Here is a 24,125-nt window from a genome sequence, read left to right as displayed (position 1 = left end):
CTTGTGTAGAACTCCGGCGGTTTCGACAACGATTACGCTAGACAAGCGTGAGGACACTGGGAAACACCGTCGCCGAAAGCGCTTCGGCAGTACAGGCGAGACTCGCGCGGACGGCACGGATCTTGCCGCCCGTGCACGCGGTGGGCGCGAGCCGCGAACAGATCGCACCGATGACCGCGGCTTCGCGGTTCGCGACGGACGGAGTCTTCGCCAACCGCGAGGCCGCCGCTCAGGTCCAGGGCCCGGACATGTCGGTGATGATCGACATGATGCGGCGTCGGGGGAGGCCCGGCCACCGCGTCCCGGTTCTGCGTCCCGAGTTCTCCGGCGAACCCGGTGCGCTGTCGGCCACCTGGCTGGGCCATGCGAGCATGGCCGTCGAACTCGACGGCGTGCGGATCGTCACTGATCCGGTGCTGTCCGACCGTTGCTCGCCCTCGCAGAGCATCGGTCCCCGGCGCATGCACCGGGCGCCCCTGACGGCCGGCGAGCTGCCCCCGCTCGACGTCGTGCTGATCAGCCACGATCACTACGACCATCTGGACACCCCGACGGTGCTGACCATCGCGCTGACACAGCCGAACGCGATCTTCGTCGTGCCGATCGGTGTCGCGGCGCATCTGATCTCATGGGGCGTCGATGCCGCGCGCATTCGGCAGGCCGACTGGTTCGAACAGGTGGATCTGACGGTCCGCGGCACCACGATCAGCTTCCACGCGGTGCCCGCCCGGCACTTCTCGGGCCGTGGACTCTCCCGCAACCTGACCCAGTGGGTCAGCTGGGCGGCCGTGGGACCGCAGCACCGCTTCTTCTTCTCGGGCGACACCGGATTCACGGAGAGCTACGCCGACACCGGCGCGGCGCTCGGCCCGTTCGATCTCAGCCTCGTGGCCGTCGGCGCCTACGATCCCGTGTGGCCGGACGTCCACGTCGACCCGGAAGAGGCACTCGTGGTCCATCGACTGCTGAACGGCGACGAGCGCGACGCGCTCTTCGTCCCGATCCACTGGGGTACGTTCAATCTCGCGCGGCACTCGTGGGCCGACCCCGTCGGCAGACTCACGACCGAGGCGGACCGGGTGGGCGTCGACATCTGCGTGCCGCGGCCCGGCGCCACGCTGGTCGCGCACAGCCGCAGCGGCACAGCCTTTTCCGATCCGACCTGGTGGGAGCGATCCGCATGACCACATCGACGACCACCGAGCGCGATCCGGGGCTCACCGACGAGCAGGTGGCCGCACGCGTCGCGGCGGGGCAGGTCAACGTCACCTCCGACAAGTCGGGCCGCTCGGTCGCCGACATCGTCCGGGCCAACGTGTTCACCAGGATCAACGCAATCCTCGGGGTGCTGTTCCTGATCGTCGCCGCCACCGGCTCGTTCATCAACGGACTGTTCGGGCTGCTGATCGTCGCCAACAGCGGCATCGGCATCATTCAGGAGGTCCGCGCCAAGCGCACCCTCGACCGGCTGGCGATCGTCGGACAGACCAGACCGGTGGTCCGGCGCAACGGAATCGCCGCCGAGATCCCCTCGGATCAGGTGGTGCTGGGCGACGTCATCGAACTCGGTCCCGGCGATCAGGTGATCGTCGACGGCGAGACCATCGAGTCGGAGTCGCTCGACATGGACGAGTCGCTGCTCACCGGCGAGGCGGACGCCGTCGATAAGTCTCTCGGCGACGAGATCATGTCCGGCAGCTTCGTGGTGGCCGGCTCGGGTGCGTATCGCGCCACCAAGGTCGGCGCTGATTCGTACGCCAACAAGCTCGCCGCGGAGGCCTCGAAGTTCTCGCTCGTGTCGTCGGAGCTGCGTTCGGGAATCGATCAGATCCTCCGGGTGATCACCTGGCTGCTGATCCCGGCGGGCATCCTGACGATCATCAACCAGCTGTTCATCAGCCAGAACGGGCTGCGCACCGCACTGCTGGGCATGGTCGCCGCGCTGGTTCCGATGGTGCCCGAAGGCCTCGTGCTGATGACGTCGATCGCCTTCGCGGTCGGTGTGGTCCGCCTGGGGCAGCGGCAGTGCCTGGTGAACGAACTCCCGGCCATCGAAGGTCTGGCGCGCGTCGATGTGGTGTGCACCGACAAGACCGGCACGCTGACCGAGAACGGCATGCGGCTGTCGGAGGTGCGGATCGTGGCACCCGGCTCGGGTCCGGGCGCGGTGAAGCAGGGGGATGTGGAAGCGGCCCTCGCGGCGATCGCCGCGCACGATCCGCGGCCCAACGCCAGCATCGCGGCGATCCAGGAGGCGTTCCCGGACGCTCCCGAGTGGTCGACCTCCGCGGTGCTGCCGTTCAGTTCGGCCAACAAGTTCTCGGGCATGTCGTTCATCGACGCGTCCGGCGTCTCGGTGGGGAACTGGCTGATCGGCGCACCCGACGTATTGCTCGACCCCGACAGCGACACGGCCCGGCTGGCGTCCGACCTCGGATCGACCGGATTGCGGGTGCTGCTGGTCGCGACCACCGATGTTCCGGTCGATACCGAGCCGACGGCCGACACGGCGGTGCCCGGAACGCTCGTGCCCACCGCCCTGGTGGTGTTGGAGCAGCGTGTGCGACCCGACGCCCGCGACACCATCGAGTACTTCGAGTCGCAGAATGTCGCGGTCAAGATCATCTCCGGCGACAACGCCCGATCGGTGGGCGCCGTCGGGGAGTCGCTGGGACTCGGCTCGCCCGAGACCGCCGTCGACGCTCGCGAGTTGCCGACCGACGACGCCGAACTGGCCGGTGTGATCGCCGACCACGATGCCTTCGGCCGGGTGCGCCCGGACCAGAAACGCGCGATGGTCAAGGCCCTGCAGTCCAAGGACCACACCGTCGCGATGACCGGCGACGGCGTCAACGACGTGCTCGCGCTCAAGGACTCCGACATCGGCGTCGCGATGGGTTCGGGTTCGTCGGCCGCGCGTTCGGTGGCGCAGATCGTCCTGCTGGACAACAAGTTCGCGACGCTGCCCTACGTGGTCGGCGAGGGCCGCCGAGTGATCGGCAACATCGAGCGTGTGTCGAACCTGTTCCTCACCAAGACGGTGTACGCGGTGCTGCTGGCGCTGCTCATCGGCGGCGCGGGGCTGCTCGCCAAGGTGATGGGCTGGGCGTCGATCAGCTACCCGTTCCAGCCGATCCATGTCACCATCTCGGCCTGGTTCACCATCGGGGTGCCTGCCTTCATCCTCTCGCTGGCGCCGAACAACGAGCGCGCTCAGCCGGGCTTCGTCCGCCGGGTGCTGACGCAGGCGGTGCCGAACGGCATCATCGTGGGCCTGTCCACATTCGTCTGCTTCCTGCTGGTGAACCGCGACTACTCCGCGGCCCTGGGCGGGTACGTCGCGAACGCGGCGACCCGGCCCTCCGACGGGATCGCCGCCGTCGCCAACGCCACGCAGACCGTCGGCGCGGTCCAGACGCAGGCTGCCACGGCCGCGCTCGCGACCATGATCGCGGTCGCGGTGTACGTGCTCGTGGTGGTCGCGCGTCCCTACAACTGGTGGAAGATCCTGCTGCTCGCGGTCTCGGTCGGGATGTACGTGCTGATCTTCATGCTTCCGCTGAGCCAGCGGTGGTTCCACCTCGACTCGTCGAACGGTCCGATGATGGCGGTCGCGGGAGTGTGTGCGGTCGTGGGCATCGTCGCGGTGGAGGTCTCCACACGCGTGCTCGACGGCGTGCTGAATCGGCGGTCGCGCACCGCTGAACCGCTGGTGTGACTGGACCGCCGGTGTGACGCGCGCCCGACTGAGTCGACGTACCATCGGCACATGGATCTCAAAGGACTCGTGGACAAGGCCAAGGACGCGCTGAAGTCGAACCCCGATCTCATCGAGAAGGGCGGCGACCTCATCGACAAGGCCACCGGCAACAAGTACGCCTCGCAGGTCGACAAGGCTCAGGACGCCGCGCGCAAGGCGGTCGGTGCCGAGCAGTCGAAGCCCGAGGACCGCAGAGCCGAGCACGCCCCGGCCGAGCAGCCCCAGGCCGAACAGGCCGAACCGCCGAAGGGCGAAGGCCCGGCCCAGTAGGCAACTCCCGGGGGTCGGTCAGGCCCGTGGATGCCGCCGGTACGCCGACACCGACGGCTCGCCGTCGATCCAGAACCGCCACGGTCGGTCGGCGGCGAGCCGGACGCCCACGCGCGGCCCGGCGATCACGTGCCCGCCGGCGGTCGGATCCGACGCCGGGTCGGCGGGCAGCAGGTGCACGCCGACCGGATCGAGCAGATCGGTGTCGAGGTCGGCTTTGGTGATTCCGAGTGCGCGGGTGAGATTGCCCGGGCCGCGTGCGAGGAGATGATCGGCGACGCCTCCGCGGCGGTCGCGGGCCGCCTGCACTCCGTCGATCACCGCGCCGGCTCGGATCAGCACCGCCGAGCCCTGCCCCTCCGGACTGGTGACCACGTTCGCGCAGTGGTGGGTGTGGATCTGATACACGTACAGGCGGTTCGGCGGACCGTACATGATCTCCGACCGCGGCGTCCGGGTGAACGCGTGCGAAGCGGGGTCGTCGGGCCCGTTGTACGCCTCCACTTCGGTGATTCGCACCGACACGCCGTGCCCCACCAGGACACGGTTCAGGAGCGACCGCGCCGCCGCGAGGATCGTCGGCTCGGGTGCCGTCCCGGCGTGGGCCGGATCTACCTGTGACGCGCGGTGGCGGTTAGTCTCTGTACTCATGGCAAAGACCAGTGACTCCATTCATGTCGCGCTCTCCCCGGAAGACGCCTTCAAGTGTGCCGCCGATCTCGCCCGGTACGACGACTGGCTGGTCCTCCACGACGGCTGGCGCAGCCCGCTGCCCGCCCCCGACGACCTCAAGAAGGGCACCGCGGTCTCGTCGGTGGTCTCCGTCAAGGGGGCGCGCGTGCGGTTCGCGTGGGAGATCGAGAAGCTCGACCGGCCCGGCGAGGTCGTGCTCAAGGGTAACGGCAAGGGCGGAGTGAAGGCCAAGATCAACCTGCTCGTGAAGCCGGAGGGCGACGGCTCCCGGGTCACGTTCCTCATCGACCTCGGCGGTCTGCCGCTGATCGGACCGGCGGGCAAGGCCGCGGCGATGGCGGTCAAGGGCGACATCGAGAAGTCGCTCGTCAAGTTCAACGAATTGTTCGGCTGAGCCCGGCAGAGCGGAGCCGACCGATCAGTACGCCGACACGGTGATCGTTCCCGTGTAGGTGCACATCGAGGCGCCGTTCGGGTAGGCGACGGTGAGCGCCGGAGTCCAGGTGCCGGTGTTGAGAACACCGTTCAGCCCAGATCCGCCGCTGGTGAACACGGTCTTCGGCGACGCGAGCGTCTGCGGGCCGGTCGCGGTGCCCGCGACGCCGGCGGGCGCCGTCGCACTGTAGGTGACCTGCGATTTAGGAATCACTGCGCCGTTCGGGCAGGTGAAGTCCGTCGAAGACGCGCTCGCGGACCAGCCCTGTCCCTGCCACGTACTCACCGTGACGGCGGGCAGGATGCCGGTGGCGCTGGTGGCGTACGGCACGATGGTCCCGTAGGAGCCCGCCGAGACCGACAGATCCGATGCCGCCGACGGCGCGACGGCGGCGCGTCCGTGTTTCACGTCCTCGGTGGACGGGTTCGAGGAAGTCGTCGAGGTCGCCGGGGACACCGACGACGGGGGACGGCTGGTGGCGGCCTCGGGGGTGGTCTCGGTGATGAGCTCAGTGGTCTCCGCGGTAGGCGTGACAGTCGGCTCCGCGGTCGGAACCACGGCCGTCGTGTCCGGAGCCGGCGACTCGGAGAACTGCGCATCCGCGGAATCGGCCGGCGACGTCGTCGACGTGGTCGATTCAGAGGGTGTGGCCGAGGCGGGGCAGACGCCGACAGCCAACACTCCGGCAGTCGCGAGGGCGACGGTGCCGAGCGCGGCCCTCAGTGCGCTGTTCACACGGACTCTCCCGGCCCGGACGACGATCCCCGGCGTCGTCGGAGCAGCCACGCGGCGATGCCCGCCAGTGCTGCGGCGGCGATGACGACGATCGTGACGATCAGCGCGGTGTTCGACGATCCTTCGGTCTGATCCGACTGGTCGAAGCTGATCGATGCGGTCGAGTCGTGCGTGTGCACCCCGCTCTCCAACTGCACCTCGGCCTTCCACGGGCCGTCCGGGAGCTGTGCGCTGTTCGGGACTGCGAACACGACGTCGGCCGACTCACCCGGAGCGATGGTCATGCCCTTCGACGAGACCGCCTTGGCGGAGAGCCCTCCGGGTCCCTCACTCAGCTTCAGGGTGCCGGTGACGTCGACGGCGCGCCCTCCGGTATTCGTGACGTGGGCGGTCACTTCGGCGCCGTTGTCCGCACCGCGACGTCCCTCGAGCTTCTCGATCGCGAAGTCCGACGGCGGGCCGTTGCCGGGTCCGGTGGAGAGGTACATGCGGACGCCGACACGGGATGCGAGGCCGATGCCGGTCTCCTTGTTCTGGTTCGGCACCGTGGACGCCCAAATGACGCCGTACTGCTCCATCTCCGGCGCGTCCTTGGGTACGGCGATCGTCACCGCGACTCTGGCCTTCTGTCCCGGCGCGAGGTTCAGATTCGGCTTGTCGACGCTCGTCCACGACGTCAGGAGGTTCTTCGTCCCCGGCTCGCCCGGGACGAAGCTGCCGTCGACGATGCCGGCCGGTCCCGGGTAGACGGCGATCTTCATCGCGGTGTCGGTGCCGTTCGTCACCTGGACATGGCGTGTGATCGTGGTGCCGGGGTTCAGGTTGTCGATGATGTAGAGCTGCGCCCGAGGATCGTCCTTCGACTTCGCGGGGACGTCGAGCAGTCGGATACCGATGGAACCGTCCGGCGTTCCGCGGTCGGCCGGTGCCGTCGACGATCCGGGCGCGGCACCGGCGACGGCGGGACCGGTGAGGAGGACGACACCGGTCAGGAGGGCCGCTGTCAGCGTCGCGAGAAGTGCACGGAGGGAGGAGGTGGGGCGCATGCTGGGCTTTCGAGTGCGGTGGCCGGGACACGCGCGGTGCGTGTCCCGGCCACGAGGTTCTAGCCTGTCGGGGTCAGGCGACGGAGACGGTCACGGTGCCGGAATAGCTCCCAATCGGCAGACCGCCGGTGGGGAAGTCGACCGTCAGAGCCGGACTCCAGGTGATGATCTCGAGCGGCCAGGTGAGGCCGGTCCGGGTGACGACGGTAGCGGGGGATCCGAGGCTCTTCTCTCCCTGCCCGGTGACGTCGCCGCCGCCGACCTTGCCGATGATCGCGTTCGCCTCGTACTTCACGTCGGAGGCGGGAATCGTGACGCCCTGACCGGTGAAGTCGGTGGAGGATGCCGTGGTCTCCCAGGAGCGGGGAGAGCCATTGCGATTGTCGGTCACCGAGGCCGTCGGGAGGCCCCCGGTCGCCAGGGTGCCGTTCGCGTTCGGGACGATGGCGCCGAGCGGCCCCGCGGTGATCGACAGATCGCCGCCCTGGCCGGCCACGACGAAGGTCACCTGGGTGTCGGCCGATGGTGCGGCCTCGGCAGCGCCGGAGGGGACGAGGATTCCGGCGGCGGCAGCGGCGGCCACCGCCGTGACGAGTGGGAGTTTGCGCATGTTTCGGGGCTCTCTGGTGATGTGGCCGATCGGGTGGGAGGAACCTCGGCGACCTGATCGGGTAGACGGCGAGGTGTGCCCGACAGGCGGGCGCGCCGACGGATGTCAGCGCGTGAAACATAACGCGATGTGCCGACTATGAAGCGGGGTCGTGCCGCACTTCGTGTGATCGTCGGACAGTTCCTGTGCCGCAGTGCCGGCCGGTGGCACAAATCGGCGGTTCCGCCGCCGTGTGGAGAGCCGCCGTGTGGTGGTGCGTCCTCGGGGGCGCGGCCCGGATCGACGGTGTCAGTCCCCAGCCGGCGCGAAGCCGCCTTTATCTGCGGTCGGGGCAGTGGCGAACCAGAGGTCGGGTGTCACTGACGCATACTCGGCGTCGCCCGGCCGGTAGTACAGGCCCGCTTCGACGATCGCCTTGATCGGGTACCCGTCGGGTGCTTGCATCGGATCGTTCGGCAGCGGGCGCGACGCCCCGATCGGCAGCGGCACCTCTCCGCCCTGGGAAGGGACTCGCGCGCCCGGCCGCACGGGCACCTCGGCGGCCTTCGCCGCTGCGGCGGCCGCCTCGGCCCTCGCGATCGCGTCCGCTGCGCTCGTCTCCCGGCCGTCCGCCAAGGCCCGCAGCCGGTCCGCGCGCTCGTCGGTGACCGGAGGGAATCCCGGTCCGGTCGCCGGGGTGTAGGTCTTGTAGTTGTAGGAGTTCAGGCCGCGCAGCCACGCCAGCATCAGGCCGACGAGCGGGATCAGCAGCAGGAGCATCCACCACCAGGCGGAGATGCCGTCGGTGGAGTCGTCTGCTTCGGCGACGGGGTGGACGGCAGATGCCGGAACGTCGACGTACGTGGCGCCGACGAACGGCTTCACCATCACGACGCCGTTCAACGGCTCATGACCGTCCTCACGCATTGTGCGTTCGGGGTCGGAGAAGACGTTCTGCGCGCCCGACTCCGCGGTCCACACGATAACGCCGTTCTCGTACAGCTGCCGGTAACCGTCGCCGGTCCGGACCAGATCGCCCTGCTGCTCACCGAGGGAGTCCTCCATGGTGACCGAGAGTTGGTTGATCGCCTGCCGTGCGTCGTCGCGCGTGTCGGCGTGAGCGGGGGCCGGAACCGACAGCGCGGCGGTGACCGCGACGGCCAGTCCGAGGGTGAGTGCGCGGATTCGCGACGTCATCACTGAGAGATCCTCCTGAGCTGAACAGCATTGCGGGTGCTTCGCTCACGACTCTAGACACAGCACTCTGGACACTGCGTGCTCCCGGTAGGATTCGAACCTACGACACCCGCTTTAGGAGAGCGGTGCTCTATCCCCTGAGCTACGAGAGCGGGGACCGCGGTGAGCGTCATCGGTTCGCCGCCGGCCCGGTCGGCGGCCGAGATGGGGACGCGGTCGCCGACGAGGAGAAGTCTACGTCACCGGCTCGGCTGCGACGCCGAGCGCCTCTGCTCCTCCGCACCCGCGACGCTCACTCCACATCGCCGGTGTCCGGACCGGTCGTTCGCCCCGCGGCCCGCTGTCCCGGCTACCGTAGGTGCCATGACCAAATCGATCACCGGGCAGCGGACTGTGCTGGTCACCGGAGCGAGCAGCGGAATCGGGGAGGCCGTGGCGCGACAGTTCGTGGCGCTCGGACACAAGGTGTACGGCACCAGCCGCAACCCGGACTCGGTGCGCAACCCGATCCCGGGCGTCACGTACCTGCGCCTCGACAACGAGGACTACGCGTCGGCCACCGAGTGCGCCGAGGCTGTCGGCGATCTCGACATCCTCATCAACAACGCGGGAGAGAGTGCCGCGGGTGCCTTCGAGGACACGCCGATGGACGCCGTCGAGCACCTGTTCAAGGTCAACGTCTTCGGGCCGGTCGCGCTGACGAAGGCGGTGCTGCCGTGTATGCGCCATCGTCGCACCGGGACCATCGTGATGGTGGGGTCGATGCTCTCGAGCTTCCCGGTCGCGTTCCGCACCAACTACGCGGCCACCAAGTCGGCGCTCAAGGGCTACGCGATGGCGCTGCGCCGCGAGGTGGCGCCGTACGGAATCCGCGTCACCACCGTCGAACCCGGCACCATCGCGACGGGGATCGGCGAGCGGCGCACCATCCACATCAAACCCGACTCGGTGTACCGGGAGGAGTACGAGACCCTCGCGGCGGCGACGCGCCGCAATGAGGCGAAGGGGATCTCGGCGGCGTCGATGGCGCAGGAGATCGTCGAAGCCGCGCTCGCGGAGCACCCGCGACCGCTGTACGCCCGCGGCAATCGGGCGCCGATCGTCTTCGCACTGCGGCGTCTGGTTCCGCGTCAAACGGTGCTCGACCTCACCGCGCGCATCCACGGCTTGAAGAAGGTGCGGCTCTGAACGCAGTGTTGCTGCGCGTCATCGGGATCGGACCGGGGTCGCCGCGCCAGATCACACTGGAGGCGGTGGATGCGATCGGCGCCACGGACGTCTTCTTCCTGCTCGACAAGGGCTCTCGCACAAGCGAACTGACCGCCCTCCGGGAGCAGTTCCTGACCGAGCACGGTGCGCCCGGACATCGCGTGGTGGCCATCGCCGACCCGCCGCGCGATCGTCGTCCCGACGATTACGAGGCCGAGGTCCGGCGCTGGCACGCCGCGCGCGTCGACGCGGTGCGAGCCGCGGTCTCCGAGCATCTGCGTCCCGGCGAGACCGGCGGTTTCCTGGTGTGGGGCGATCCCGCGCTGTACGACTCCACACTCCGCATCCTGGACCAGCTCGCCGCGCGCGACGACGTCTCCGTCGAGGTCGAGGTGATCGCCGGTGTGACGAGCGCGTCGGCGCTGACCGCCGCGCACGGGATCGTCGCGCACGGCATCGGCGAACCGATCCTGACCACCACGGGCCGCCGGCTCTCGGCCACGCCCGCGGGTGCCGACGCCAATCAGATCGTCATGCTCGATTCCGACCTCGCCTTCCGCGAGACGGCCGCACCCGACGACCTGGTGTACTGGGGCGCCTACCTGGGCACCGAACACGAGATCCTGGTGAGCGGCCGGGTGGCGGACGTGACCGCGGAGATCGAGGAGAAGCGGGCGCGAGCGCGTGAACGGCTCGGCTGGATCATGGACATCTACCTGCTGCAGAAGGCTCGCTGAGCGGCTCTCTCACCAGGGTGTCGCGACCGCCTCGAGAACGGCGTCGGCGATCTCCGCGCGGCAGATGACGAAGTCGGGCATGTACGGCTGCGGGTTGTTGTAGACGATCGGCCGTCCGTCGAGCCGGCTGCAATGCAGTCCCGCCGCCAGCGCGACGCCGACCGGCGCGCAGTTGTCCCACTCGTACTGGCCGCCGGAGTGCACGTAGGCGTCGACATCGCCGCGGACCACGGCCATCGCCTTGGCGCCCGCCGAACCGATGCGGACCGCGTCCATGCCGAGCCGATCGGCGACCGCCGCGGAATGATACGAGTGTCCGTACCGCGACACCGCGAGTCGGCCCGTGAGCGGCCCGTGAGTGGCCGGTACGTCGTCGCTGCGGAACACCTCGTTCTGCGCCGGGAGCGACACCGCGGCCGCGGCCGGCGTGCCGTCCACCGCGAGCGCAACGTGCACCGCCCAGTCCGATGTACCCATCGCGAACTCGCTCGTGCCGTCGAGCGGATCGATGATCCACACCCGCTCGGCGCGCGAGCGGTCGCCGACGTCCTCGGCCTCCTCCGAGAGCACGGCGTCCCGTCCTCGGTGCCTGCGCAGGACGGTGGAGATCCATGCTTGCGCCAGTGCGTCTCCCACATCGCCGACCAGGGGGCCGGTGAGCAGATTCCGGTGGCGGATGCCCAGGAGGATCTCGCCCGCGCCTTCGGCGATAGCGGCGGCGAGTTCGGCGTCGGACATCGCGGGAGGGGACGGGCGCATTCTCTAACTAGAACACACGGGCGCAGGCTGGAGCACCCGGCGGATTTCCGGTCGGGTCGGTCCGGCTCACGTGAGAAAGTCCGACCCGTGGCGCACACTGGGGGCATGCCGGAGCTTCCCGAAGTGACCGCCATCGCGACGTACCTCGACTCGCGGGCCGCCGGCCTGCCGATCCGGCGGGTCGACGTCGCCTCGCTCGCCGTGCTCAAGACCGCCGATCCGCCGTACACGGCGCTGACGGGCCGCATCGTGTCGAGCGTCGACCGTATCGGGAAGTACCTGGTGATCCGGACCGCGCCCGGGCCCGCGGACGGCGATGCCGCGGTCGACGACGAGATCGACCTGGTGATCCACCTGTCCCGTGCCGGGTGGGTGCGTTGGAGCGACTCGCTCTCGCAGACTCCGCCGAAACCGGGAGGCAAGGGCCCCATCGCGCTGCGCGTTCACTGCGGGCTGCCCGGTGAGGGATTCGACGTCACCGAGGCCGGGACGCAGAAGCGGCTGGCGGCCTGGATCGTCCGCGACACCGCAGAAGTGGAACGGATCGCCGGCCTCGGGCCCGACGTTCTGGCGCTGGACCGCGACCAGTTCGCCGCAATCCTCGCCGGCAGCAGCGCGCGGATCAAGAACCTGCTGACCGATCAGCGGGTCGTCGCCGGCGTGGGCAACGCCTACTCGGACGAGATCCTGCACACCGCTCGGCTGTCGCCCTTCGCCACGTCGAAGAGCCTCTCGGACAAGCAGATCGACGACCTGTACCGGGCCGTCCGCTCGGTGCTGCACGATGCGATCGAACGGCTCGAAGGACAGGAGGTGGCCCGCCTCAAGTCGGAGAAGCGCACCGGGCTTCGGGTCCACGCGCGCACCGGCCTGCCCTGTCCGGTGTGCGGCGACACCGTCCGTGAGGTGTCCTTCGCCGACCGCTCGTTCCAGTACTGCCCGACGTGTCAGACGGGCGGCAAGGTGCTGGCCGACCGCCGGATGTCGCGGCTGCTGAAGTAGGCGATCGACGCGCGTGGCCGCTGCGCTCCGGGCCGTCGACCGCCGCTCCTACACCCGCGTACGCACTAGGAGCACGTTGTAGTCGTCCCAGCGGCTCGCGTTGAAGTAGAGATCGGGACCGGTGCCGCGCAGGGCGGGTGAGTTCGGGAGCATCATCGGCGCGTACAGATCCAGGCTCGCCGGAGCGATCCGGCGCGGGCCGCTCCACGGGCCCTGCGGAGACGGTGCCGTGCGCATCAGCACGCCGCGCGGGCTGTCGAGCATCACGTACTTGTTCAGGAAGGGACTCCAGGCCACCGACAGTTCGGTGACCGGTCCGCGCACCACCGGTCGCGCGGCGTCGGGCGACGGCGCCCAGACGCGCCCGGTCCAGTACTGATACCTGCCGAGGTCGAGGATGTCGGAGGGCCGGAAGCGAGCGACGTACGCGGAACCGAAGCGGCCGTTCGGGGTGCCGTACTGGTAGATCCAGCCGGCGTCGGCGCCGCGCCCCTTCACGTAGGCGCTCTGCTGGAAGTGCGCGTCACCGGCCCGGATCGACGGCGAGCCCGCTCCGGTGGGCACCGTGACTCCGGCATTGACGCGGATGGTGTTCTGCGGGGTGGACCAGGTGCGGCCGTTGTCGTTCGAGACCGCCGTCGCCGAGTAGTTCGTGTACCAGACACTGGGCGGGCCCCAGGCTCGGACCGACATGTAGTTGACGTACTGTCGGCCGCCGATCGAGATGCCGGCGGTCGGAATCGTGGTCTTCTCGATGCCGTCGAACCCGAGCGCGCCGAACATCTGGCCGGCGTAGCCGCTGCCGTCGAGGCGCAGCGCGTCGGACAGGTTCCGGTCGGACGACCGCAACAGCGCGTTGTGGCGCCACTGCTGATCGCCGGTGAGGCAGTTGCCGAAGGTGTCGCCGAAAGCGAGGAGCGTCTGCCCGCGGCCGTTGTCCCAGGCGACTCCGACATCGGTGCCGGAGACGCCGAACCGTCCGAAGGTCCTATTGGGGCTGCGGGGACCGGTGACCCACGCGACGGTCGCGGTGGTCCCGTCGTCGTAGGCGGGCATGGCCTTCTGCGGACCGGCCGGGGCACCGCCGCGGGGCAGGAACTTGCCGATCACGGGAATCGGGACCACCGGGCCGCTGTTGCTGCAGGCGCGAGCGTCGGCGGGTGCGGTCACCGACAGTGCCGCCGCCGCGGCTGCGGCCGTGATGACACAGGCGGTGAGCATCTGGAGCGTTCGGAGTCTCAGACGGCGCATGGTTCCTTATCTGTGGCTGGAGTGCTTACCGTGCCTCTCTTTGGTAACAGGCGGGTTCGGTGCTCGTACCGCGATACGGCACGGGTGCCGCTGACCCGAGTGAAATGGGCGATATCACCGTGACAGGCGAGTTCGCACCAACGCGACGTTGTAGTCGTCCCATCGGCTGCCGTGGAAGTAGAGGTCGGGTCCGGTGCCGGTGAGCGCGGGCGACTGGGGGAGCATCATCGGAGCGTAGAAGCCCAGCGTCCCGGGGACGAGCAGCCTGGGTGCGCTCCACGGTCCTTCGGGATGGTCGGCGGTCCGCATCTGGACCCCGGTGGTGGGACTGTGCAGCATCACGTACTTGTTCAGGAACGGACTCCACGCCACCGACAGTTCGGTGACCGGTGCGGGAAGGACCCTCCCGGCGGAGCCGCCGGGGATGTCGTCGATGGAGTCGGACCAGCCACTGCCGGTCCAGTAGTGATAGCGGCTCAGGTCGAGGACGTCCGACGGCCGGAATCGGGCGAGGTAGGCGCCACCGAACCGGCCGTTCGGGGTGCCGAACTGATACACCCAGCCGTCATCTTCGCCGTGCCCCTTCACGTAGGCGGCCTGCTGGAACTTGCTGTCGTTGGCGTGAACAGACGGCCATCCCTCCGGGATGGGCAGCGAGACGCCGGCGTTCACGCGGATGGTCGCAGGTGGCGTGGTCCAGGTCTGTCCATTGTCGGAGGAGACGGCGGTCGCGGAGAAATTGGTGTCCCACTGGCCGGGGAGTCCCCACTTCCGGACCGACATGTAGTTCAGGTACTGCTTGCCGTCGATGGCGATCGCAGATGTGGGGATGGTGGTGACCTCGACGCCGCTCCAGCCGATCGCGTCGATCATCTGACGGGCGAAGGCCGGCGCGTCCGCGGCCACCGAAGCGCCGGAGTGGACGTCGCCCGGAACGCCGTCCGGCACGGTGAGTCCGTTCGTCAGGTCGTCGTCGGTGGTGCGGAGCAGAACGTTGTGCCGCCACTGCCTGCCCGGTGCTGTGCAGTCACCGAATGTGTCGCCGAAGGCCAGGAGGGTCTGGCCCGCGCCGTTGTCCCAGGCGATGCCCAGATCGGTGCCCGAGATGCCGAAGCGGGTGAAGGTCCGATTCGCGCTGCGGGGTCCGGTGGTCCACGCGACGGTGCGGGTGATTCCGTTGTCGAAGTGCGGGAGTGGGCCCTGCGGACCTTGCGCGGCACCCGAACCGGATCCCGACGAACCCAGCGAGCCAGATGAGCCCGGCGATCCTGATGAGCCCAGCGATCCGGTGTCGAAGAAGGGCAGGCTCGACCCGTTGCCCTGGGTGCCGCAGGGTGCCGCGGCGGCGTCTCCGGCTCCCGGAACCGTCACGAGGACGGCCGCGGTGATCGTCGCAGCCGTCGCGGCCGACACAGTGAGGCTGCGGAAGCGGAGGAGGCTGCGGAAGGGAAGGAGGCGGCGGAAGGGAGGCATGGGCTCACTCCTGTTACGCAAGGTGAAATTGTGATGGAAGTTACTAGAGTGACGTTGATTGTCTCATCTCGTCGGTTCGCCGCGCAACGGCGCGTCCGGCCGATCACGCCGCGGTGCCGACCCTCGTCACGGCCGGTAGATTCGGCTGCATGGTTCGCGAGAAGATCATCATCACCGGTGCGAGTTCAGGTCTCGGAGAGGGGATGGCCCGCGAGTTCGCGGCCCGCGGCCGCAGTCTGGGACTCGCGGCGCGACGGATCGATCGGCTGGAATCGCTTGCCGGGCAACTCGAATCATCCGCGCGCCGGGTGGCAGTCAGGCAACTCGACGTGACTGACGCGGACGCGGTCCCAGTGGCCTTCGAGGCGCTGTCGGAGGACCTCGGCGGTGTCGACCGGGTGATCGTGAACGCCGGGCTCGGCAAGGGTGCTCCGATCGGAACCGGACACGCCGCGGCCAACATGGAGACCGTTCAGACCAATCTCGTCGGTGCGCTCGCGCAAGCCGACGCGGCGATGGAGATCTTCCGCAGGCAGAACGCAGGACACCTCGTCCTGGTGAGTTCGATGAGTGCGGTCCGGGGCCTGCCGAAGGCTCAGACCGCGTACTCGGCCTCGAAGGCAGGAGTCTCGGCCCTCGGACAGGGGCTCAGAGCCGAACTCGCGGGAAGCCCGATCACGGTGACGGTGCTGCTTCCGGGTTACATCGAGACGGACATCAACCGCGGAGTGAAGACCTCGATGATGACCGACACCGAGCGCGGGGTGAAGGCGATGGTCGCGGCGATCGAATCCGAACGCGCCCGCGCGGCGGTTCCGGCGTGGCCGTGGACGCCGATCTCGTGGGCGCTGCGCTACCTGCCGGAGTCGCTCTCGGCGAGGCTGATCTGAGCCACACCTCGCCAGGAACTCGTTCGACCGAATAATGTGGGGACAATGATGACGAATCTGCGTGGACGGCTCGACGGGACGGACGATTTCGACATCACATCGACTGTCTCGTGGCACGCTCTGGCTGCTCACCAGCAGCATGTGTACTCGCTGCACCTGCGTGAACTCTTCGTGATGGATCCTGATCGCGGACGTGATCTGACGGTCGACGCCGCCGATCTGCACATCGACTTCTCCAAGAACCTGATCACCCGGGAGACCGTGGAACTGCTCGCGGCACTCGCCCGTGAGGCCGGTGTGGAAGAGCAGCGCGATGCCATGTTCGCCGGGGCGCATCTGAACACCTCGGAAGACCGTGCCGCGCTGCACATCGCGTTGCGGCTCCCGCGCGACGCCGAACTCGTGGTCGACGGCCAGGACGTGGTGGCCGACGTGCACGCGGTCCTCGATGCGATGGGCGAGTTCACCGACCGGGTGCGCAACGGCGAGTGGACCGGCTACACGGGCAAGCCGATCACCGACGTGGTCAACATCGGAATCGGGGGCAGCGACCTCGGTCCGGTCATGGCGTACGAGGCGCTCCGCCACTACCGTCACCCGGGGATCGCCGGGCACTTCGTCTCCAACAGCGACCCGTCCGATCTGGTGTCGGTGCTCGAGGGACTCGACCCCCAGACCACGCTGTTCGTCGTCTCGTCGAAGACCTTCACCACCCTCGAGACCATCACCAACGCGACCGCGGCGAAACGGTGGCTGCTGCGCGAGCTCGGGGTCGACGGGGCCGACTCGGACGCGGTCGCCAAGCATTTCGTCGCCGTCAGCACCAACACCGACGAGGTCGCGAAGTTCGGTATCGACACCGCCAACATGTTCGGATTCTGGAACTGGGTGGGCGGCCGCTACTCGATCGACTCGGCGATCGGACTGTCGTTGATGATCGCCATCGGCCGTGAGCTGTTCGGCGAATTCCTCGCCGGTTTCCACGCGATGGACGAGCACTTCCGGACCGCGCCGCTGGAGCGGAACGCGCCGGCGATCCTCGCGCTGGTGGGTCTGTGGTACTCCAACTTCTGGGATGCGCAGTCGCAGGCCGTGCTGCCGTACTCCGACGACATGGCTCGGTTTCCGGCATACCTGCAGCAGCTGACGATGGAGTCGAACGGGAAGTCGGTCACCGCCGCCGGACATCACGTCACCTCGCCGACCGGCTCGATCTACTGGGGTGAGCCGGGGACCAACGGGCAGCACGCCTTCTACCAGCTCCTGCATCAGGGGACCTGGCTGATCCCGGCCGATTTCATCGGGTTCGCGCAACCGCTCGACGATCTGCCCGCGGCCGACGGACGTTCGATGCACGACATCCTGATGAGCAACTTCTTCGCACAGACGCAGGTGCTCGCCTTCGGCAAGACCGCCGACGACATCGCCGCCGAGGGGGTGTCGCCGAAGCTGGTGCCGCACAAGGTGATGCCCGGAAACCGCCCGTCGACGTCGATTCTGGCGCCCAAGCTCACGCCCTCGGTCCTCGGACAACTGATCGCACTCTACGAGCACGAGACCTTCGTGAAGGCGATGATCTGGGGGATCAACCCCTTCGACCAGTGGGGTGTGGAACTCGGGAAGAAGCAGGCCGTCGATCTGCTCGGCGTGATCAGCGACGACGCTGCGCCTGCGCCGCTGCCGGACTCGTCGACCGACGCACTGGTGCGCTGGTACCGCACCGAACGCGGCCGGCCGTCCTGAGGCCGCCGGGAGGCAGCGAGGTCGCTAACGCCCCAGCGGTCCGCGGCCCAGTCTCAGGAGCAGCATCGCGAGGGTGTGTCCCTCGGACCCCAGCGCGGAGAAGCGGTCGAGGACCTTCATCTCGCGGCTGTGCACCAGGCGCGGTCCACCCGTAGCCATGCGGTGCGCGCCGATCTTCTTCGATACGGCGCTGCGCCGCTGAATGGCGGCGAGGATGACGGCGTCCATGCGGTCGATCTCGACCCGGAGCTCCTCGATGTCGTCGGGCAGGGCGGTGACATCGTCGCTCAGCCCCAGCGCTTCCAGATCCAGCGCGAACCGTCCGCCGCCGTCGTTTCCGTGGGCCGCGCCGTCATTGGTCTGCTGATCATCCTGGTCACTCACGTCTTCCGATTTTGCCACGCAGGGTTCGCAGGCGTGGCGGCGCGTAGTGAACAATGCAGTGATGACCACCGCCGCGATGACCACCGCGAGAACGACCGCCGCGAGAAGAGTCGGAGCACTGGCACTGGCGCTGATCATGGTGCAGCTCGTCGTGCGCGCGGTGCTGGTGATCTGGGGAAACTTCTACTGGGACGACCTCATCCTCATGGGGCGGGCGTCCACGTACCCGATTCTGTCGTGGGATTTCCTGGGTTACAGCCACGACGGCCACTTCATGCCCGCCGCGTTCCTGGTCGCCGGGCTCACCACGGCACTGGCCCCCGTGCAGTGGTGGCTGCCCGCGCTGACGCTGGTGGTCCTGCAGGCGGTCGCCTCACTGGCGGTGTGGCGGATGATCCGCATCCTCGCGCCGCGGGCGGGGGGCTGGGCGCTGGCCGCCCTGGGCTTCTATCTGTTCGTTCCGATGACCGTCAGTGCCTACGTCTGGTGGGCGGCCGGTCTGAACACCCTGCCGATGCAGGCCGCGATGGCAGTCGTGGTCGGCAACGCGGTAGCGCTGGTCCGCGACCGCCCGGACCCGGTGCGCAGCCGGCGTCTGCTGATCGGCGCGGTGGCCGCCTTCGTGGTCGGTCTGCTGTTCTTCGAGAAGTCACTGTTCATCCTGCCCGTCGCCTTCGTCGCGGCGGTTCTCGCGCTCCGCAGTCGCTCATCGGCCCGCTGGGACGACGAGGCCGACTACCGATCGTCACCGCTGAGCCAGGCCTTTCTGCGGGCTCGTCCGCTGTGGCTGATCCTCGGCGGCGTGTTCGTGGTGTGGGCCGCGGTCTTTCTCGCGACGTCGACGGCCACGGCCGGCGTCCACTCCATCGGGCAGACGGCCCATCTGGTGTGGCGCAGCATCAACAACGCGATCGTGCCCTCGTTCACCGGCGGTCCGTGGGTGTGGGAGCGGTGGACGCCGTCGCCGCCGATGGGTTTCCCGAGCGTGTGGATGATCGTCCTCGGCTGGGTGGTGCTGGCGGCGGCGATCGCGATCACCGTGCGCCGCAGACGCGGCGTGGCGCTGATCTGGTTCTTCGCACTGCTGTACGCGGTGGCGGCCCAGATTCCGGTGATGTGGAACCGGTCGAGCGGCAACACCGCGCTCGAGCTGGCGCAGACCATGCGGTACCTGCCCGACACCGCGCTGGTGCTGGCGATCGCGTTGGCCCTGATCGCCGCGGCGCCGCCGAATGTCGGTGCACACACCGCGGGACCCTCACAGCCCGACCGGCGGACGGCGATCGCGGCCGCGGTGGCGGGTGCGGCCTTCCTGGTCTCGGCGGTCACGGCCACGATGTCCTTCGGGCAGTCCTGGCGTGACGATCCGACCGGCGACTATCTGCGCACCGCGCGTGCGTCGCTGGCGTCGATGGACGGCAAGACGATGTTCGATCAGCCGGTGCCGCTCGAGGTGCTGCTGCCGGTCGCTTATCCGAACAACATGATCAGCCATGTCTTCGGCCGCCTGCGCGAGCGTCCCGACTTCGGGAAGGTCACCGATGAGTTGAAGGTCCTCAATCCGGAGGGTCGCCTGGTCGCGGGAGCGGTGTCGCCGGTGCGGACCTTCGAGCCGAGCCGGGGCAGCTGCGCCAAGCCCGGCATCGACGACCTCACCAGGCTGCCGCTGAGCGGCCCGTTGATCGACTGGCAGTGGACCGTCGGTTTCAGCTACTGCGCCGACCGAGCCGGCACCGTGGAACTCCGTCTCGAAGGAGGCGACCCCGTCGAGGTCCCGGTGCGGTCGGGACTGCACGCGGCCTACGTCCAGCTCGACGGGCACGGCACCGAACTCCGGATCCGGCCGGTGACGCCGGGGCTGCGCCTGCACACCGGGGACGGCAGGGTGGGGGCGCCGGTGATGGCCGAGGCGGCGCCGTGACCGATCGTTGGGGGACAGGCGTGAGGGCGAGGACTGTCGGGGGCCGAAGGTAGCCTGAAGAGGCCATGAACTCTTCACCTGCCGCCATCGACGAGACCCAGCTGAGCGACCGGGGACGCGAACTCCTCGACGGACTGAACCCCCAGCAGCGAGATGCGGTGCTGCACACCGGGTCGCCGCTGCTGATCGTCGCGGGAGCGGGATCGGGTAAGACGGCCGTGCTGACCCGGCGCATCGCCTTCCTGCTCGCCGAACGGAACGTGACGCCGGGACAGATCCTCGCGATCACGTTCACGAACAAGGCCGCAGCCGAGATGCGCGAGCGCGTGATCGACCTGGTCGGACCGCGCGCGGCCTACATGTGGGTCTCGACCTTCCACTCCACCTGCGTTCGGATTCTGCGGGCGCAGTCGAGCCTGCTCGGTGATCGCAACTCGAACTTCTCCATCTACGACGCCGACGACTCGCGCAGACTGCTCGGCATGGTGGTCCGCGACCTCGACCTGGATCCCAAGAAGTTCAGCCCGCGCGGTGTGGGCACGTTGATCTCCAACTTCAAGAACGAACTGAAGGATCCCGACGACGCCGCGGCGGAGGCGGCGGCCGACGGCCAGAGTGATCTGGCGGCGGGCACCGTCGCCCAGATCTACGCCGAGTACCAGCGTCGGCTGGCGGCGGCGAACGCCTTCGACTTCGACGATCTGATCGGCGAGACGGTGTCGTTGCTGCAGCGGCACCCGAATGTCGCCGAGTACTACCGGCGCCGCTTCCGGCACGTGCTGATCGACGAGTACCAGGACACCAACCACGCACAGTACGTGCTGGTGCGGGAGCTCGTCGGCGAGCAGACGACCCCGAGCGGCCTGGAGCCGTCGGAGCTGTGCGTGGTCGGCGACGCCGACCAGTCGATCTACGCCTTCCGCGGCGCGACGATCCGCAACATCGAGGAGTTCGAGCGCGACTACCCGGACGCCGAGACGATTCTGCTCGAACAGAACTATCGCTCCACCCAGACCATCCTGTCGGCGGCCAACGCCGTCATCTCGCGCAACGCGGGACGCCGTGAGAAGAAGTTGTGGACCGATTCGGGCGACGGCGACCTGATCGTCGGTTACGTCGCCGACTCCGACCGCGACGAGGCCGCGTTCATCGCGAAGGAGATAGAGGAACTGGTCGATTACTCGATCGGGGGTTCGGCGAGCCACACGTACGCCGACGTCGCGGTGTTCTATCGCACCAACACCGGGTCGCGGTCGCTTGAGGAGGTCTTCGTCCGCCACGGAATCCCCTACAAGGTGGTCGGCGGCACCAAGTTCTACGAGCGCAAGGAAGTGCGCGACGTGATCGCTTACCTGCGCGTGGTGGCGAACCCCGACGACTCGGTCAGCCTGCGCCGGATCCTCAACACACCGCGGCGCGGGATCGGCGATCGTGCCGAGGCGTGCGTCGCCGTCCATGCGGAGAATCTCGGCATCAGCTTCTACCAGGCGCTGGTGGAGGCGACCGAGAACCGCGTCCCATTGCTCAATACACGCGCGGTCAAGCAGATCACCCTGTTCGTCGACCTCATCGAAGGACTGCGCAGCGACTTCCTGATGGCCTTCGGCGCCGTCGGCGGCGAATCGGTCGACGACGCCGTCGCCGACGCGACCACGGAGGGCGGCGACATCGGCGAACTGGTCGACGCGATCGTCGATCGCAGTGGCTACCGTGCCGAGTTGGAGGCGTCCAACGACCCGCAGGACGCCGCACGGATGGACAACCTCAACGAACTGATCGCCGTCGCCCGAGATTTCAGCATGGAAGCCGCGCAGCGGGCCGATGAGCCGACCGACCCCGACACGGACGCGGCCGGCGAGATCGTTGGCGACGGTGAACCCGAGCCCGGCTCGCTCGCGGCGTTCCTGGAGAAGGTGGCCCTAGTGGCCGATGCCGACCAGGTGCCCGACGAGGGAGAGGGCGTCGTCACCCTGATGACGCTGCACACCGCCAAGGGGCTGGAATTCCCTGTCGTCTTCGTCACCGGCTGGGAGGACGGGCACTTCCCGCATATGAGGGCTCTCGGCGATCCGGCCGAACTCAGCGAGGAGCGACGGCTGGCGTATGTCGGGATCACTCGAGCCCGCCAGCGTCTCTATCTGACCCGTGCGATGTCGCGCGCATCGTGGGGACAGCCGGTGTCGAATCCGGAATCGCGGTTCCTGCAAGAGGTTCCGCAGCACTTGATCGACTGGCGGCGTACCGAGCCGAAGCGTGGCATGCGAGAGTTCGGCTCTCGCGGCGGCAGCTTCGGATTCGGTTCAGCCGGCGGAGGATCGTCCAACGGTTCCGAGTCGGGTTTCGGCTCGGGGCTGCGCGGACGGTCGTCGTACTCGTCCGACCCGACCCGTGGGCGGAACAAGAACGTCCACTACGAGATCGGCGACCGGATGAACCATCCGCAGTACGGGATGGGGAAGGCCGTGGCGAAGGAGGGGAGCGGTGTCACCGAGCGCATCACGTTCGACTTCGGCGGGAAAGTGGGCCGCGTGACGTTGATGACCGTCGGCGGACTGCCGGGGGAGAAGCTGTAGGGCGGGGGTGGTGGGCAGAGCAGACGTCTCGATACGCTCGCTCACTACGTTCGCGTGCTACTCGACCAGCCTGGGGGGCTGGTGCTGCTCGGCAAGCCTGGGGGGCTGGTGCTACTCGACCGGCCTGGGGAGCTGGTGCTGCTCGGCAAGGTCGGTGGGCCGGTGCGGCTCGGCGAACCGAACCCGTCGGTGTCTGACTAGCCGGTGAGTGCGGAGAGGCGGACGCCCTTCTTGGCGAGCCAGATGGCGGGATCGATCTTCACGTAGGCGCCGCTCGGGCCCTTGATCCACACCTCGAAGTGGCAGTGCGGTCCGGTGGAGAACCCCTCGGAGCCCACCAGCGCGATGGTGTCGCCGGCGGTGACCTGCTGGCCCTTGTGGACCAGCACACCGGAGGAGGCCATATGGCCGTAGACGGTGATGGTGCCGTCCGGCGCCTTGAGCCGCACCCAGTTGCCGAACCCGGAGGCCGGTCCGGCGTCGATCACCACGCCGTCGGTGGCGGCATGGATGGGCGTACCGAGCGGTGCGGCCATGTCGATGCCGCCGTGGAAGGTGCCCCAGCGGGGCGCGAAGGCCGACGTGAGGTTGTAGACGCCCATCGGGATCGGGGAGACCACGAGGGGCTTCTGCTTCGCGGCGATGGCGGCCGCCTGCTCCTTGGCGATCTTCACGCCCTGCGAGAGCTGATCGCCGAAATCGCTCATATCGGCCTGCGAGGCGGCCGGAACGGCTCCGGGGCCGGTGTCGCTCGCGGAGGTGTTCGCTACCGGGACGACGTTCGATCCGTCGACCGGCGCGGGGTCGGCGGGGGCCTGGGCGAGTGGGCTCGCCTGGCCGTCGGATCCGGAGCCGGTGACGGCGATCGCGGTGGCGCCCGCGGCGATGGCGAATAGGGCGGTACGAGCACGCAGGGCCGACGAGGGGGCGCGGAGGCGGTGCTTCGGCTTGCCGGTCTCCGCTTGCGCGGCCGCAGCGGGGGCGGTGTCGTCGACCGTTGCGTCGTCGGTGAGAAGGATCTCGGTGGTGCTGACGGTGTCCTGGTTCAGCGCGGACCCGCCGAGGCCGATGCGCAGCGAGCGCGAAGGGAGCGGGAAGTCGTGAGTGCTGGGGGTGTCGAGAGGAGTGGGGTCGGCTTGGCCGGCGGTTGCGCCGTCACGGTCGAGAAGGCTCCGTGCTGCCAAGTCGTTCACCTCAAATCCTCAGCGCTGCCGCTCGAGGCAGCGGCTCGCATGTCGTGACCTAGTTGTTACCAACCCTGACGACGGTAACGAACGGTCGGCGCTAAGTCCACCGCCTCTCTCTATGACGTCCTCATTCTGGCTGCTCAGCGGCCACAATTGCGGTGCATAAGGGGTTACTGGTCAGTAGCGCGTGAGATGCGGCACAAGGTTGGGGTCGCGTTCGAATGCGACGGCGCCGGGGGTTTAGAGTCGCCTATGGCCCGCGTTACACCG

General features: G+C 68.6%; 21 protein-coding genes and 1 tRNA gene. 11 read left to right on the top strand and 11 right to left on the bottom strand.

Annotated elements, in window-relative coordinates; translation table 11 throughout:
• Positions 1-47: 47 nt before the first annotated feature.
• The 3 genes from Y710_RS13470 to Y710_RS13460 are packed head-to-tail and all read left to right on the top strand — an operon-like array spanning position 48 to position 4,030.
• Complete coding sequence (locus Y710_RS13470) at positions 48-1,184, top strand: MBL fold metallo-hydrolase (protein WP_045539185.1); 1,137 nt, start codon at positions 48-50, stop codon at positions 1,182-1,184.
• On the top strand, positions 1,181-3,718 hold the full coding sequence (locus tag Y710_RS13465) for an HAD-IC family P-type ATPase (RefSeq protein WP_006894625.1): 2,538 nt from the start codon (positions 1,181-1,183) through the stop codon (positions 3,716-3,718). Before Y710_RS13470 ends, Y710_RS13465 begins: the two co-directional genes overlap by 4 nt.
• A gap of 51 nt (positions 3,719-3,769) precedes the next feature.
• Positions 3,770-4,030 carry an antitoxin gene (locus Y710_RS13460; protein ID WP_039866711.1) on the top strand — a complete coding sequence of 87 codons (261 nt, stop codon included), beginning with the start codon at positions 3,770-3,772 and terminating at the stop codon, positions 4,028-4,030.
• 18 nt (positions 4,031-4,048) lie between these two features.
• Here the strand turns inward: Y710_RS13460 and Y710_RS13455 are convergent, their stop codons facing one another.
• Positions 4,049-4,702: a DNA-3-methyladenine glycosylase gene (locus Y710_RS13455; RefSeq protein WP_062367679.1), complete on the bottom strand. Its 654-nt coding sequence runs from the start codon at positions 4,700-4,702 to the stop codon at positions 4,049-4,051.
• On the opposite strand from Y710_RS13455, the gene Y710_RS13450 reads away from it, so the two are divergent.
• A complete protein-coding gene (locus tag Y710_RS13450) occupies positions 4,680-5,117 on the top strand; it encodes a type II toxin-antitoxin system Rv0910 family toxin (protein WP_006894629.1) in 438 nt (145 codons plus the stop codon). The genes Y710_RS13455 and Y710_RS13450 overlap by 23 nt on opposite strands.
• A gap of 24 nt (positions 5,118-5,141) precedes the next feature.
• Here the strand turns inward: Y710_RS13450 and Y710_RS13445 are convergent, their stop codons facing one another.
• The 5 genes from Y710_RS13445 to Y710_RS13425 all read right to left on the bottom strand — a co-directional run bounded on the left by Y710_RS13445 (position 5,142) and on the right by Y710_RS13425 (position 8,878).
• A complete protein-coding gene (locus Y710_RS13445) occupies positions 5,142-5,894 on the bottom strand; it encodes a hypothetical protein (protein ID WP_062367667.1) in 753 nt (250 codons plus the stop codon).
• Complete coding sequence (locus Y710_RS13440; protein WP_082781319.1) at positions 5,891-6,940, bottom strand: hypothetical protein; 1,050 nt, start codon at positions 6,938-6,940, stop codon at positions 5,891-5,893. The genes Y710_RS13445 and Y710_RS13440 overlap by 4 nt, the downstream gene beginning before the upstream one ends.
• A gap of 73 nt (positions 6,941-7,013) precedes the next feature.
• Positions 7,014-7,550: a hypothetical protein gene (locus Y710_RS13435; protein WP_045539179.1), complete on the bottom strand. Its 537-nt coding sequence runs from the start codon at positions 7,548-7,550 to the stop codon at positions 7,014-7,016.
• Between the two features lie 288 nt (positions 7,551-7,838).
• Entirely contained in the window at positions 7,839-8,726 is an 888-nt protein-coding gene (locus Y710_RS13430) for a sunset domain-containing protein (protein WP_062367666.1), read from the bottom strand.
• A 79-nt stretch (positions 8,727-8,805) separates the two neighbouring features.
• Positions 8,806-8,878, bottom strand: a tRNA-Arg gene (locus tag Y710_RS13425).
• 211 nt (positions 8,879-9,089) lie between these two features.
• Here Y710_RS13425 and Y710_RS13420 point away from each other — a divergent pair.
• On the top strand, positions 9,090-9,914 hold the full coding sequence (locus Y710_RS13420; protein ID WP_062367665.1) for an SDR family oxidoreductase: 825 nt from the start codon (positions 9,090-9,092) through the stop codon (positions 9,912-9,914).
• Positions 9,915-9,919: 5 nt separating this feature from the next.
• Positions 9,920-10,672, top strand: coding sequence for a precorrin-6A synthase (deacetylating) (cobF, locus tag Y710_RS13415; protein WP_062367664.1), 753 nt, complete (start codon positions 9,920-9,922; stop codon positions 10,670-10,672).
• A gap of 9 nt (positions 10,673-10,681) precedes the next feature.
• On the opposite strand, the gene Y710_RS13410 is transcribed toward cobF, so the two are convergent.
• Positions 10,682-11,431 carry a 3'(2'),5'-bisphosphate nucleotidase CysQ gene (locus tag Y710_RS13410; protein WP_062367663.1) on the bottom strand — a complete coding sequence of 250 codons (750 nt, stop codon included), beginning with the start codon at positions 11,429-11,431 and terminating at the stop codon, positions 10,682-10,684.
• 105 nt (positions 11,432-11,536) lie between these two features.
• Between Y710_RS13410 and Y710_RS13405 the strand changes: the two genes are divergently transcribed.
• Positions 11,537-12,433 (top strand): Fpg/Nei family DNA glycosylase, encoded by an 897-nt coding sequence (locus Y710_RS13405; protein ID WP_062367662.1) that lies wholly within the window; start codon positions 11,537-11,539, stop codon positions 12,431-12,433.
• A gap of 48 nt (positions 12,434-12,481) precedes the next feature.
• On the opposite strand, the gene Y710_RS13400 is transcribed toward Y710_RS13405, so the two are convergent.
• Together Y710_RS13400 and Y710_RS13395 are read right to left on the bottom strand one after the other, a co-directional pair.
• A complete protein-coding gene (locus tag Y710_RS13400; RefSeq protein ID WP_062367661.1) occupies positions 12,482-13,684 on the bottom strand; it encodes a DUF4185 domain-containing protein in 1,203 nt (400 codons plus the stop codon).
• Between the two features lie 114 nt (positions 13,685-13,798).
• The gene (locus Y710_RS13395; RefSeq protein WP_197462937.1) at positions 13,799-15,157 is read right to left on the bottom strand and encodes a DUF4185 domain-containing protein; all 1,359 of its coding nucleotides are present in this window, start codon (positions 15,155-15,157) and stop codon (positions 13,799-13,801) included.
• 149 nt (positions 15,158-15,306) lie between these two features.
• Between Y710_RS13395 and Y710_RS13390 the strand changes: the two genes are divergently transcribed.
• The gene (locus Y710_RS13390; protein ID WP_062367660.1) at positions 15,307-16,047 is read left to right on the top strand and encodes an SDR family oxidoreductase; all 741 of its coding nucleotides are present in this window, start codon (positions 15,307-15,309) and stop codon (positions 16,045-16,047) included.
• Positions 16,048-16,095: 48 nt separating this feature from the next.
• The gene (pgi, locus tag Y710_RS13385; RefSeq protein ID WP_062367676.1) at positions 16,096-17,790 is read left to right on the top strand and encodes a glucose-6-phosphate isomerase; all 1,695 of its coding nucleotides are present in this window, start codon (positions 16,096-16,098) and stop codon (positions 17,788-17,790) included.
• A 24-nt stretch (positions 17,791-17,814) separates the two neighbouring features.
• Here pgi and Y710_RS13380 read toward each other — a convergent pair whose 3' ends face one another.
• Positions 17,815-18,102, bottom strand: a complete 288-nt coding sequence (locus Y710_RS13380; RefSeq protein ID WP_231650238.1) for a chorismate mutase — start codon at positions 18,100-18,102, stop codon at positions 17,815-17,817.
• A 133-nt stretch (positions 18,103-18,235) separates the two neighbouring features.
• Between Y710_RS13380 and Y710_RS13375 the strand changes: the two genes are divergently transcribed.
• Positions 18,236-20,095: a TgpA N-terminal domain-containing protein gene (locus Y710_RS13375; protein ID WP_062367659.1), complete on the top strand. Its 1,860-nt coding sequence runs from the start codon at positions 18,236-18,238 to the stop codon at positions 20,093-20,095.
• A gap of 65 nt (positions 20,096-20,160) precedes the next feature.
• Complete coding sequence (locus Y710_RS13370; RefSeq protein WP_062367658.1) at positions 20,161-22,668, top strand: UvrD-helicase domain-containing protein; 2,508 nt, start codon at positions 20,161-20,163, stop codon at positions 22,666-22,668.
• A gap of 197 nt (positions 22,669-22,865) precedes the next feature.
• Here Y710_RS13370 and Y710_RS13365 read toward each other — a convergent pair whose 3' ends face one another.
• Positions 22,866-23,861 carry a M23 family metallopeptidase gene (locus Y710_RS13365; protein WP_062367657.1) on the bottom strand — a complete coding sequence of 332 codons (996 nt, stop codon included), beginning with the start codon at positions 23,859-23,861 and terminating at the stop codon, positions 22,866-22,868.
• Positions 23,862-24,125: the final 264 nt, after the last annotated feature.

It is taken from the genome of Gordonia sp. QH-12 (assembly GCF_001578675.1).
GTDB lineage: Bacteria > Actinomycetota > Actinomycetes > Mycobacteriales > Mycobacteriaceae > Gordonia > Gordonia sihwensis.
The sequence above is the reverse complement of the archived record's forward strand: the minus strand, read 5'-3'. Positions and strand labels throughout refer to the sequence as shown.